Source organism: Achromobacter sp. LC458 (genome assembly GCF_001005835.2).
GTDB classification, from domain to species: Bacteria; Pseudomonadota; Gammaproteobacteria; order Burkholderiales; family Burkholderiaceae_B; genus Achromobacter; species Achromobacter spanius_B.
The window spans coordinates 17,808-30,817 of sequence record NZ_LBHW02000055.1; the positions used below are offsets into that span (position 1 = coordinate 17,808).

At 64.8% G+C, this 13,010-nt stretch carries 8 protein-coding genes; 4 read left to right on the forward strand and 4 right to left on the reverse strand.

Features of this window, described 5'->3' with window-relative positions:
* Positions 1–95: 95 nt before the first annotated feature.
* Positions 96–1,943, forward strand: coding sequence for an ABC transporter ATP-binding protein/permease (locus tag YH64_RS27615; protein ID WP_046805358.1), 1,848 nt, complete (start codon positions 96–98; stop codon positions 1,941–1,943).
* Positions 1,944–1,946: 3 nt separating this feature from the next.
* On the opposite strand, the gene YH64_RS27620 is transcribed toward YH64_RS27615, so the two are convergent.
* The 4 genes from YH64_RS27620 to YH64_RS27635 form a co-directional block, all read right to left on the reverse strand.
* Complete coding sequence (locus YH64_RS27620) at positions 1,947–2,750, reverse strand: aspartate dehydrogenase (protein WP_046805357.1); 804 nt, start codon at positions 2,748–2,750, stop codon at positions 1,947–1,949.
* 144 nt (positions 2,751–2,894) lie between these two features.
* The gene (locus YH64_RS27625; protein ID WP_143215564.1) at positions 2,895–4,289 is read right to left on the reverse strand and encodes an amidohydrolase; all 1,395 of its coding nucleotides are present in this window, start codon (positions 4,287–4,289) and stop codon (positions 2,895–2,897) included.
* A gap of 170 nt (positions 4,290–4,459) precedes the next feature.
* Positions 4,460–5,434 (reverse strand): tripartite tricarboxylate transporter substrate binding protein, encoded by a 975-nt coding sequence (locus tag YH64_RS27630; protein WP_046805355.1) that lies wholly within the window; start codon positions 5,432–5,434, stop codon positions 4,460–4,462.
* Positions 5,435–5,615: 181 nt separating this feature from the next.
* A complete protein-coding gene (locus tag YH64_RS27635) occupies positions 5,616–7,169 on the reverse strand; it encodes a carboxylesterase family protein (RefSeq protein ID WP_143215565.1) in 1,554 nt (517 codons plus the stop codon).
* A 592-nt stretch (positions 7,170–7,761) separates the two neighbouring features.
* On the opposite strand from YH64_RS27635, the gene YH64_RS27640 reads away from it, so the two are divergent.
* From YH64_RS27640 to YH64_RS27650, 3 genes are all read left to right on the forward strand, one after another.
* Positions 7,762–9,834 (forward strand): type VI secretion system Vgr family protein, encoded by a 2,073-nt coding sequence (locus tag YH64_RS27640; protein ID WP_046805354.1) that lies wholly within the window; start codon positions 7,762–7,764, stop codon positions 9,832–9,834.
* A gap of 113 nt (positions 9,835–9,947) precedes the next feature.
* Positions 9,948–10,907 (forward strand): hypothetical protein, encoded by a 960-nt coding sequence (locus YH64_RS27645; protein ID WP_143215566.1) that lies wholly within the window; start codon positions 9,948–9,950, stop codon positions 10,905–10,907.
* A partial coding sequence (locus tag YH64_RS27650; protein ID WP_221935928.1) for a T6SS effector BTH_I2691 family protein occupies positions 10,904–13,010 on the forward strand: 2,107 nt, incomplete at its 3' end. The genes YH64_RS27645 and YH64_RS27650, both read left to right, overlap by 4 nt.

Consider the following 13,010-nt stretch of genomic DNA (forward strand, 5'->3'; position numbering starts at 1 on the left):
CCAGAACGCTTAAGCGACGCTTAAAGCGGCGGTTTTCGCGGAACCCGGCGCATGCGTCCCGTCTAACCAGAAACGGTTTCGAATGGGGGGCGCCAATGAATTTGAACTGGCAGCAGCAGTTGATGGAAAGCGCCATCTGGCTGGCGCAAGCGTTTGGCATCACGGCCGTCGTGTTGGTGGCCGTGTCCGTCGTGCTGGCACGCACAACGGATTGGGGGCGCAAGTTCTGGCGCCTGGCATGGCCGTATCTGACCCCTCGACGCAGTTGGCGGCCGCTGCTGATGCTGGCGTTGTTGTTGCTGCTGGCGATGGCTGCCGTGCGCATGACGGTGCTGTTTTCGTTTTGGTACAACGGCTTCTACAGCGCGTTGCAAGCGCTGGACCAAAGCGCCTTCTGGCGCTTCCTGGGCATCTTTTCGGTATTGGCTTGTGTGCACGTGGTGCGCTCGCTGGCGGACAGCTACGCCGGCCAGGCCTTCGACATTCATTGGCGCGTCTGGCTGAACGACCGCCTGACGCGCGACTGGCTGGGCGCGGGCGCGTACTACCGAGGCCACTTTGTTGAAGAGCCGGTCGACAACCCCGACCAGCGCATCGAGCAAGACATCGCCATGTTCGTGACGGGCTCGCGCACGCTGGCCATCGGCGCGTTAAGCGCGATGGTGTCGCTGGTGGCGTTCACGGGAATTTTGTGGGGCCTGTCCGGGCCGCTGACGGTGGCGGGCGTGGAGATTCCGCGCGCGATGGTCTTCGTCGTGTTCCTGTACGTAATTGTCGCAACCTGGTTTGCCTTCAAGATCGGCCGACCGCTGATCCGCCTGAATTTTCTGTCTGAAAGATTGACGGCCAATTTCCGCTATGCGCTGGTGCGGCTGCGCGAAAACGCCGAGAACGTCGCGTTCTATCAAGGCGAAGCCGTAGAAAGCAGGAACCTGTTGCAGCGGTTTTCCGCCTACATCGTCAACCTGTGGGCGCGCGTGTACCGAGGCTTGAAGTTCGACGGGTTCAACTTGTCGGTCAGCCAGGTGGCCGTGGTGTTTCCGTTTATCTTGCAGGCGCCACGTTTCTTCAGCGGCGCCATCAAGCTGGGTGATGTGATTCAAACGTCACAGGCCTTTGGGCAGGTGCAGGACGCGCTGTCGTTCTTTCGCACGTCGTACGACACCTTTGCGCAGTACCGCGCCACGCTGGACCGGCTGAACGGCTTCCTGGATGCCAACGAAGCGGCGCGGGCGCTGCCGACGGTGCATACCGAACCCTTGCCCAACGGCCTGGACATTGATGGCGTCACGGTCAGGCGGCCGGACGGCAGCACCTTGCTGCGCGAGCTGACCTTGCGCCTGCGGCCTGGCCAGACCCTGCTGATCAAGGGGCCGTCGGGCAGCGGCAAGACGACATTGCTGCGCGCGCTGGCGGGCTTGTGGCCGTATGCACAGGGCCAGGTGCGGCGGCCGGAAGGCGCGTCGGCGTTGTTCCTGTCGCAGCGGCCGTATCTGCCGCTGGGCGATCTGCGCAGTGCCGTGGCGTATCCCGGACACGCGCAGCCGCAAGACGATGCGCGCCTGGCCCAGGCGCTGCATCAGGTCAACCTGGGCCACTTGAGCCAACGGCTGGACGAGGTTGCGGATTGGTCACGCATCTTGTCGATTGGCGAGCAGCAGCGCGTGGCCTTTGCCCGCGTGCTGTTCAATCGACCGGCCATCGTGTTCCTGGACGAAGCCACATCGGCGACCGACGAAGGCCTGGAACATTCGCTATACAGCCTGCTGCGCAGCGCCTTGCCCGATTGCATGCTGGTCAGCGTGGGCCATCGCAGCACGCTGGACCCGTTTCACACGCACCGGCTGCAACTGGACGGCGCGGGCGGCTGGACGATGGGACCGATCGGGCCGATGGACCCGTATGGCCCGCCGCAGGGCGCGCCGCTGCGCGAGGCGGCGTGACGCTTACGTGCCCACGCGCAAAGGCCCGGTCAGCTTGCGCAGTGCCGCCACGACGCTTTGCGCGGTGATGCGGCCGGTCTTGGGATTGGCGGAAGGGATGTTCTGGATTTCCATCGAAAAATTTGCCGAGTCGGACACGACTTCCACGCGATGCACGTTGCGTTCCAGCGACGGGTCGGCCCAGATTTCCAGCGTGGTGCGGTCCGGCCCGATGCCCGCCAGCGACACGCTGACCGCCACATTCAGGTTGGCCGGAAAGCCCGTGGCGGCATCGCGCGGCGAGCCGCGGAAGATCAAGCGCGGTTCGGTGACGTCGTCCAGGCTGATGTTGTTGTCGGTAAGGTAAGGCGCGCCCAGCAGGCCGCGCGGCGGCTTGCGGGTGATCATCGTGACGGAATGGATGACGCCTTCGGCGGCTGCCGTAATGGCGTCTAGCCCCAGAATGGCGCCGGACGGCACCAGGATCTGCCCGTGATGCTGGCGCGCCACGTCGATCAGGTCTTCGTTGGCCAGCAGCGCGCCGGAACTGAGCACCACCAGCTTCTTGCCGGCACGCAGCACGGGTTCGGCAATGCTGCGAAACACGGCGGCCGGCGCACATTCAACGACCACGTCGCAATGCTCGTGCAGGGCGTCCAGCGTGGTGAACCTGGGGGCCGCCTGGGTCCAGGCGAAGTCGGGCGCGGCCTTGGGGTCGCGCACCGCGACGGCGGACAGGGTCAGGCCGGGCAGCCCGGCATCCAGGGATTGCGCCACGGCCTGGCCGATGGCGCCGAAGCCGGCGATGCCGACGCGGTAGCTGTTCATGGTGAATCCGGAAGGTAGGGCTGCGGCGCACCGCAAGCCGGGCCAAGAAAAAAGAACGCCATCGATGCCGATGGCGCAAGGTTGCCAGCCACTTTATCCAGCGCCCGGGCGGGCGTCAATGCGTAGCGACCGCAGGCTACCGGCTCAGCTGCCGGATTGTTGTTGCGCGCGCGCCATGTAATCCACCGTCAGGTTCGACAACGCGCGCACCCCGTTGATCAGGCCGGATTCATCCACGTAAAAGCGCGGCGAATGGTTAGGCGCGGCCTTGTCCACGTCGGTGCCCTTGGGCGTGACCCCCAGGTAGAAGAACATGCCCGGCACCTTCTCTTGATAGAACGAAAAGTCCTCGGACGCGGTGGACTTGGGCTGCAAGCCATAGTTGCCTTCGCCTGCCACGCGCCGCAAGGTCGAGCCCATCTTCTCGGTCAACGCCGGGTTGTTGACGGTGGCGTTGTAGAGTTCCACCACGCGCACATCGGCCTTGGCGCCCGCGCTTTGCGCAATCATGTCGGCGGTACGCGCGATGCGTTGGTGGATGTCCTTCTTCATGCCCTCGTCGTAGGTGCGGATGGTGCCCGTCATGGCCACGCTGTCCGGCACGATGTTCATGCGATTGCCGCCGTGGATGGCGCCCACCGTGATGACGGCCGGCTCCAGCATGCTGTTGATCTGGCGGCTGGGAATGGTCTGCAAACCCAGAATGATCTGCGAGCTGACGACGATAGGGTCGATGCCCGACCACGGGCGCGCGCCATGCGTCTGCTTGCCGGTGACGTCGATCCAGAACTGGTCGGCGGCGGCCATGGCCGGGCCGCTGCGCCACGACAACCAGCCGGCCGGATATGCGCTGGACACGTGCAGGCCGAAGATGGCGTCCACCTTGGGATTGTCCAGCACGCCTTCCTGCACCATCATCTTGGCGCCCCAGATCTTCTTGCCGTCCGGTTCGAAGTCGGCCGGGCTTTCCTCGGCGGGCTGGAAGATGAATTTCACGCTGCCGGGCAGCTGGTCTTTCATGCCGGCCAGCACTTCGGCCGTGGCCATCAGGATGGCCGTGTGGGTGTCGTGCCCGCAGGCGTGCATCACGTCCACTTCCTTGCCCAGGTAAGTGCCCTTGGCTTTCGACGCAAAGGGTACGTCGACTTGTTCCTTGACGGGCAACGCGTCCATGTCGGCGCGCAACGCCACCACGGGGCCGGGCTTGCCCCCCTTGAGCACGGCGACAACCCCCGTGCCCGCCACGCCGGTCTTCACATCCATGCCCAGCGCGCGCAGGTGGTCCGCCACCAGCTTGGACGTGCGCGTTTCCTGGTTGCCGAGTTCGGGGTGCTGATGAATATCGCGGCGCCACGCGATGAGCTTGTCTTCGATGGCGCGGGCGCGGGTGTCGATCTGTTCGGACAGCGCGGCGTTGGGGGCGGGGGCCAGCGGGCCTTGCGTGCCGGGGGCGCTTTGCGCGGCTGCCGGGCCGCTCATCAGCAGATGGGCGGCCAGGGCCAGCGGCGCCAACCGGAATCGCATGTTGCGAGACTGCATGGGTGTTCTCCTCGTGGTTGTTAACCTGTTATTGGACAAGGATCTTACCCAAGCGCCACACGGCCGGCGTGTTTGTTACGGATGCTTAAATTCCGACCGTTTTGATTCCGAAAGGTGGAATTTCCGGCGGTGAAAGGTTGGACGAGCCAAATTTTCGACCGCCGCATTTTCTATTGCAGCTTGATGCCCAGCTCCTTGATCAGCGGCTCCATGTCGGCTCGGTCCGCCTTGATCGTGGCCGCCAGTTCTTCCGGCGTGCTGCCGATTGGAATCATGCCCAACGTTTCCATCTGCGCGCGCATCGCCGGTTCTTTCAGAATGTCCGCCACCGATTTCTGAATCAGCGCCACGCGGTCTTGCGGCACGCCGGCGGGGGCCATCAAGCCGATCCAGGGTTGCGGGGCGTAATCCTTCAAGCCGGACTCCTTCAACGTGGGCGTGTCCGGCAGGCCCCCAAAGCGTTCCGGACTGGTGATTGCCAACGCGCGCAAACGGCCGCTGTCGATCAAGCCCTTGGAACTTGATGGCGCGTCCAGGCCCACGTCCAATTGACCGCCTATCAGATCGTTCTGCGTTTTGCCCGACGAGGACGACGGCACGTACAACGCGCGGATGCCGGCGCGCCGCGCGGTTTGTTCCCAGACCAGATGAAACGCGGTGCCGATGGAAAACGAGCCCACGCTCAGGCTGCGCGTCTTGCTTTCGCGCACGAAGTCGTCCCAGGTCTTAAGCGGGCTGTCCTTGGGCACGATAAAGATGAATGGCGTGCGCGCCACCAGCGAAATCGGCTGCAAGTCTTTTTGCGTATCAAAAGGCAGGCTGTCGACAGCGAAGGGCACGATGGTCACGGACGAGGCCACCACCATGCCCAGCGTATAGCCGTCGGGCGCGGACTTCACCAGCGCGCCGGTGCTGATGATGCCGGACGCGCCAGGGCGGTTCTCGACGACGACGGGCTGGTTCCACGCCGCGCCCAGCTTGCTGGCCAGTACGCGCAGCATCACGTCCACCGGGCCGCCGGGCGGATTGGACACGATGATCTTGACCGGCTTGTCGGGATAGGCGGCCTGCGCGGCCAGCGGCGTCAGCATCGCGAGCATTAGCATCAGTGCCAACGTGCGCATCGGCGCAATGTCCTTAATCATGGAATTCCCCTTGTGTAGTAGGTGTGTACAGAATGTTCGGCGTCAAAGGTCAGGCATGTGGCGTCTGGCATGTGACATCCGACGTGTGGCATTTGGCATGTGCCATCCGGCAGTGACATCTGGCATGTGGCGTCTGGCATGTGGCATCCGGCGTGTGACATCCGGCGCCCGACATCAGCCTTCAGGCAAAGACGTGCAGGTGCGGCGCCATCGGCCAATCGGGTGCGTCGCCGCGTATGAACGCGATCCATGCCTGCTGCGTCTGCGCGGTCAGGCGCTGCGCGTGGGCCGCGTCCAATCCGGCCAGCATCGGAGCGTCGCCGAACGCGGATACCGTGTCGAACACGAAGGGCAGTTCAATGCAGTGGCACGCCTTGAAGCGCGCGGTCGGAGCAACGTCGAAGCGCGCCAGCCAGGCTTGACGGCCCTGCGTGACCGCCGCCCGCGCCCACGCGCGTGACGGTGCGCCGAACACTTGATCACCGATGGGGTCGTCAAGGGCGGGGCCGACGTGGTCGACGTGGCCGATGTGGCCGACGTGGCCCGGCTTGACGTGGTCGACGTGGCTGGGGTCGACGTGGCCGGGGCTGACATTGCCGACGTGGTTGGGGTCGACGTTGCCGGGGCTGACGTTGCCGACGTGGTAGGGGTCGACGTTGCCGGGGCTGACGTTGCCGACGTGGCTGGGGTCGACGTGGCCGGGGCTGACATTGCCGACGTGGTTGGGGTCGACGTGGGCGCGGGCGTGGTTATCCGTCGTCGCCTGCGCTTCGGCCCTTGTTGCATTCGCCACGTACCCGGGAAAGGCCGCCATTTCATTGCGCGTGTACGCCACCAGCACGTCGGCGCGGGACGCGGCCCGCTGTAGCACGGGCGCGATGTCCTCGGGCAGCACGTGCCCGTCCAACACCGGGCAGAACTGGCTGCGGCTGCTTCCTTCGGCCCGCAGCACTTCCGCGACCGCAGGCGATTGCTGCGCGGCCAGCAAAGCGGAAGCGGGAAGCGCGCGCGCGGCGTCCAGCGACGCGACGCCGGCCGCCTCTAGAAAGGCCTGGCCCAACGCCTGCGCCTGTGCCGCCGACCGAAACCCCCGGCCCAGCGCGGCGCTTTGCAAGATAGCGCGCGAGAAGCGCGGCTTGCGCGCCAGCATTGCGCAGATCGACGACGCGCCGGCCGACTGTCCCATCACCGTGACGCGTTCGGGGTCGCCGCCCAGGCCCGTGATGTTGTCAAACACCCAATCGATGGCGGCCTCTTGGTCCAACAGCCCCACGTTCGCGGTCTGACCCGGCACGTACAGCCAGCCCAGCGCGGCCAGCCGGTAGTTGACGGCCACCACCACCAGGTCGCCACGCGCGGCCAGGGCGGACCCGTCATACCAGTCCAGCGCGCCGCCGCCGCTTTGCCAGGCGCCGCCATGCAGCCACACCACGACCGGCCGACGCGCGCTATCCGCGGCCGGCGTCCATACCGTCAGATGCAGACAGTCTTCGGATTGCGGCGCGTTGAAGTCACCCATGGCATCGCGCAGGCGCGACGGCAGTTGCGGCGCCACGGGGCCGGGCTGTGTGGCATCCAGATCCCCTTGCCAGGTCGCGGCTTCAGGGGGCGCAAAACGCAGCTTGCCCACCGGCGGCCGCGCATAGGGAATGGCGCTAAAGCGGCACACGCCGCCGCGTTCCTGCACACCGGTCAGCGTGCCTGCCGGCAGCGTCGCGTGGACGGTTTGATTCATCGTTGCCCCTGTCTTTTCGTGGTTGCTGTTCATATGGCGCCAAGCTGCCGGCGTCGGGATAGCAGGCCTATGGTAGGGACGAAAGCGGCGCGGCGGACATGCCGGTTTTGATCGAGGCCATGCGAAACCCGCATGGGCAGCCGGGAGGCAAGGGGCGTAAAAGGGCGGCGTAAATGGGCGCGTAAATGGGCTGCGTAAAAGGGCGGCGTAAAAGGGCGGCGTAAAAGGGCGGCGTAAAAGGGCGGCGTAAAAGGGCGGCGTAAAAGGGCATGCTGGACTAAGACCGCCCACCGTCGCGCGGGCCAGAATTGACCCGATCGGGCCAATTCTGGCCCAGTGAACCTCCTTAGGAATCAGGCACTTGCAAAACTTCGGGCCAGATCTGGCCTGATTTATTGCAGAACAAGCCGGTTTTAGCGAGGAAAACCTGTGTTTTCACGGCTTTCGGCGCGTTTGGCGATAACCAAGTCCATTTCTTCGCCGTTCGCACTGCGCCCGAAATCCTAAGTCGCTGAAAGCATTGGGTTTAACCGGACGCCGTGAAAGTTGGCATGGATGTTGCATAGCTGTGGGGACTTATTCCAGGATCCCCATGGCCCACTCATCCGACCTGCGTTTTACCTTCGTGCCCGCCGCCCGTGGCGTGGCGTTCGACGTTATTGAATTCACGCTGGACGAGGCGCTGTCCGAGACCTATCGGTTAGAGCTGGAACTATCCAGCTTCGACCCCGCCATCGACTTTGGCGCGCTGCTGGATCAGACAGCGTTGTTCACGCTATGGCGGGGCGATCTGCCCGTGCGCCACGTGCATGGCATCGTCACCGCCTTCGAGCAAGGCGACACCGGCTTTCGGCGCACGCGTTACCGCGCCGTGGTCGAACCGTCGCTGGCGCGCGCGGCGCTGTGTTCGGACTGGCGCATCTACCAGCAACTGTCCGTGCCGGAAATCCTGGCCGATGTCTTCAAGCGCCACGGCATTACCGACTACGAACAGGTCACCACCCACCACCACCTGGTGCGTGAATACTGCGTGCAGGCCGGCGAAACCGATCTGGATTTCGTGGCGCGCCTGGCCGCCGAAGAGGGCTACTTTCACCGCTACGCCCATACCGAAAATTCCCACCGCCTGATCCACGGCGACCGCATCTACATCCATGGTGAGATCGCCGGCGGGCCGGTCGTCTACAACCCCACGCCGGGCGGCGATCAACACCAGCCCGCATTGCATCGCTTCATCTACACCGAACAACTACGCACCGCTCGCCAGACGCAACGCGACTACACCTACACACACCCGCAGTACGACCAGGAACACACGCAGGTCGCCACCGACCTGCAACACCAAGACCGCCGCTACGAGCGCTACGACTACCCCGGCCGCTACAAGCGCGACGAGGCAGGCAAACCCTTCACGCAAAGCCGTCTGCTGGGCTTGCGCCGCGATGCGCGCATGGCCCAGGTGCACGGCGACGACGCACGGCTAATTCCCGGCGTGGCGTTCGACCTGACCGGCCACCCGCGTGATGACTGGAACCACGGCTGGCGCCCGGTGCGCATGCGCCACCACGGCATCCAGCACAGCAGCCAGGAAGAAGACGGCGCGGGCGCCGAGCAAGGCACGCGCTATGGCTACACGGCCGACATCGTGCCCGACAAGGTCGACTGGAAACCCGCGCCCAGCCGCAAGCCGCTAGTGGACGGCCCGCAGATCGCCAGCGTGGTCGGCCCGCCCAATGAAGAAATCTACTGCGACGAATTCGGCCGCATCAAGGTGCAGTTTCCATGGGACCGGCTGGGGCAGAACAACGAACACAGCTCGTGCTGGATCCGCGTGTCGCAAAATTGGGCGGGCGCGGGCTGGGGCCACATGGCCATCCCGCGCATCGGCCAGGAAGTCATCGTCAGCTTTCTGGATGGCGATAGCTCGCAGCCGATCGTCACGGGCAGAACGCACCGGTCGATCAACCCGCCGCCCTACGAGCTGCCGCGCCACAAAACGCGCATGACGATCAAAAGCCAGACGCACAAGGGCGAGGGGTATAACGAGCTGCGCTTTGAAGACGAACGGGATCAGGAAGAGATCTACGTTCACGCGCAAAAAGACCAGAACCTCCACGTCAACCACAACGAGACCACCTTCGTCGGCAACGACCGCAGCGAACAGGTCGAGCACGACGAAACCATCACCATCGGCCACGACCGCAGCGAATCGGTGGGCAGCGATGAACAGGTCCACATCGGCCAGGACCGCCGCCACACCATCGGCCAGGACGACTTCCTGACCATCGACCGCAACCACACCATCGCCACCGGCCGGGACCGTACGGAAGACGTGGGCAACAACCGCCGCGACAAGACGGTGGCCAATCACTGGATCGAAACGGGCGGGCATGTGGAACATAAGTTGCAGGGGCATTTTCAGGTGCATGCGGGCGAGCGGATCGAGGGCAAGACGGTCACGCTGGAATTGCAGGCCGCGCAAAGCGTGGTGATCAAGGGGCCGGGCGGCACCATCACGATCAACGGCTCCGGCATCACATTGGAAGCACTTGCCATCAACCTAAAAGGCCCGGTGGCGCAGGCGGGCGGCGGCGGCAATTCCCTGTCGATGGCGGGCGATGTCGTCGAAGGCTTGCTGGACGATTGCATGGAACGCGCGCGATGACGGGGCGCACGGTGACGTTGGGCAATATGACGGCGGCTACGAAGGCGGCTACGAAGGGGGCGGTCCGGCCCGCGGCACGCATGATGCCGACAGACACCACGACGCCAGGCACGATGGCCGCCCTGGTCGCAGCGCGCCGCGCAGCGGATGACAGCGTCTACCTGTTGTTGAATCCCCTGGCGGACTGCGCGCCGGAGCATGGGTTGGGGCTTGCGTCGTTGACCAAGGTGTTGGGCGCCGATGCGTTAACGACCGTCGCGCGCCCCGACCTGGCCCACTCGCCAAAGGCATGCCCAGTGCTGGTCCGGTTGGCGGGATGTGCGGATGTGCCTGCGCCCGAACTCATGGAGCTGGCCCAACGCCTTGCGCAGGCGGACGCCGCCCGCCGCCGTCGCTATGTGTGCGGCTGCCTGCTCAGTCCCCTGGACGGGCAGACGTTGGCCGATCACGTGGCCGCGCGTTGCATGGACTTTTCGGCCGATTCCCCGCGCGGAATGTCGCCATGGTTTGAACCGTTGCGCCTGGAACTGCTGGCCGCGTCCATCCACGCTGAAACGCTGGGGCCGCTGATGTGGCCCATACGCACGTGGTTGCTGCCTAGCAGTTGGGGATCGCTTGCGATGGTGAGTGGTTTCCAGCGCAGTACGGGGATTGATGTCGGGATTGGCGTCGGGCGCATTGGCGCCGAGCTCCCCGCGCTTGCCCGACAGACTCAACGTGACGCGCCGCTAATTGCGCAACTGCTGTCGGCCTGGCGCCGATCGCTGCAATTGCCATTGTCGTACGCACCGGGTCGCTGGCAAGGTCCCTCGCTATTGCCTCCGCAGGCCGCCGCACAAGCCTTTCGCTGGATACGCCAAGCCCGGGAAGCCGGGCTGTCAGATACCCGGGACATCATCGTGCTGGCGCTGCATCAAGCCGCAATACACCCGCGCTTACTCGATTACGAACCGCTGCGACTCGCACTTGCCAGTGCAGCGCCCGGCGGTGCGTCCACCGTGCTGGCTGCGTATGGCGACCATGCCTGGCACCGCATTGCCACCCATCTTGACCAAGTAGGTTCCCCGCCATGACCACCAGCAGCCAATTGGCTATTGCCGCCCAAGAGACGTCGCCCCTGCCATTGGGCAGCTGCCCCGCCTGCCGGCGCACCGGCATCCCGATCCTGCTGCTGCGCCCTGCCGTCATTCCCAAGGCAGCGTCGTTGCACAGGCACGGCGCAACGACGCACCCCGACTTGCAACAGTCGCTGCGCATTCTACGTAGTGGTTACGTCTACGTGCTGTTGGACCATGAGGTCTGGCAGGCGTACGAAGTCACTGACGCCGGTCACCTGCGTCAATTCGACCCTTACGAGATGGCCAAGGGCCCACCCGCGCTCTTGTCCGAACGCTGCGTCCAAAGCGCGCACGATCTGCCGGCATCTTTTATCGGTATCGACGTCGATATGTACACGACAGCCTGGGTCGCGTACGCACAAGACCCGTGGCCCGTGGCGGTGCTGGACGCGTACAAGGCCGACGCGGGTGCCGCGAAGGCGGCGGGGGCCTCACAGCCGGCAGCGGGCGCCTCACACGGGACGGCACGCGCGGCACATGCAGTCGCTGGTGCCCAACAGGCGACAGCCAACTCGGACCACGCACTGCGCTTTGTCATCCTGGACCTATCCAAGCTGCGCGAAGAGCCCACGGCGGGAGGCGCGGCGCTGGCGCTGGAACACGCTCACCGCATCGATCGACACATAGCAGAGTACAGCCACGCCGTCCGTGATTTTGGCAGCGTTCATGGCTGGCATTCGCGGGTATTGCAGGCTACGGGCATGCGCAACTATCTGAGGCTGATGGAGCTTCAGCACGATCTGGCCAAGGGCGTGCCCGGGCTGATCCTGCCCGACCCGGTGGGCCTGGCGCAGGAATTGAACAACTTCCGTTTGGCCGCCTACACGCAAAAGCGCATGTGGGCGGAAGAGCCGCAGCGGCGCTATGCGTATCTGACCTCGCAATGTTTGCTGGGTATTGAACAGCTTTACGCCGCACAGGCCGATGCCGAGATACCGGACAGCCCCACCTACATGCTGGACACGATGCCCAGCGAATCCGGCATGGCGCCGATCTTCCGGGATCCGGCCTTGGAGCGCCGCGAACGCATCGCCTACAAGACCGAGCAGCGCATGGATCGGCTGAAGGAACGCTATTGGGAATCTGACCCGCCCTCCGAGCTAGGCCGCAAGGGCCGCGCCAGTTTTCAAGCGAGCTATGACAAGGAGTCCAAACGGCTGGAGGCAATCATCGATGCCTATGGCGAAGACTGGGCACAGGTTGTGCGCGGCGCAGCCTGGAAGCGGGTGGTAGACCTGGATTACAGCGACACCGATGAACGCTCGCGCCGCCTGCGCCTGCTGATGGTCAGCGCGTGCCTGGACGGCGGCATTACCGATGCGGCGTCTGTGCCGCTTGCCGTTGCGGGTAGCGGCGTTTCCTCCGCCGCCGCCAGTTCGGCTGCGACGGCGAATCCGCCGACTGCCGGACATACGGGTGGTGCTGCCGATCCCGCCCGCACCGACAATCCAGGTCCCACATCGCAGGCTTGGAAGCAGCTATTGTCCGACCCCCACAGCGCCGTCTATCTGGCGTTGAACGGCCAACGCAGCGATCTGCAATCCAGCTTTCTGCCCCTATTCAGTGCAGGGGCTGGGGGCGGGGCCAACGACGCCGCGAAGAAATACTTCGACGCCGTCAAAAACCTGGTCAGCAGCAAAGAGATCGGCGCCTGGCGCGAAGGCTTGGCGGCGGACGCCGCGGACCAGCTGCTGGCAGCCGTGCACGGCGCCAGCAGCCGCCTTCACGCCCAGTTAAACGACGCCACGCGCGCGGCCGTCAACGCCGTGCACGTCGGCGGCGCCTGGGTGTACCGTGGCGCGCAAATGACGCAGGTCGTGATCCAACTGACGGTCAGCGAACTCCTCGCCATTTACGCCGACGAACTGCAACGCGTCGGCGAATCCCTGAACCAAAACACCGGCCGCCGAGTACGCGCTTTCATCTTCGCCGGCCTGATCAGCGTCCCAGACCCTGCGTTGCACAAGCTGCTGGTCGACGTGACGATCTGGATGGAAGGCAGCGCGGAGGATATTGCCCAGAGAATAAAAACAATGAGGACCGGCGCGGCGGACGTGT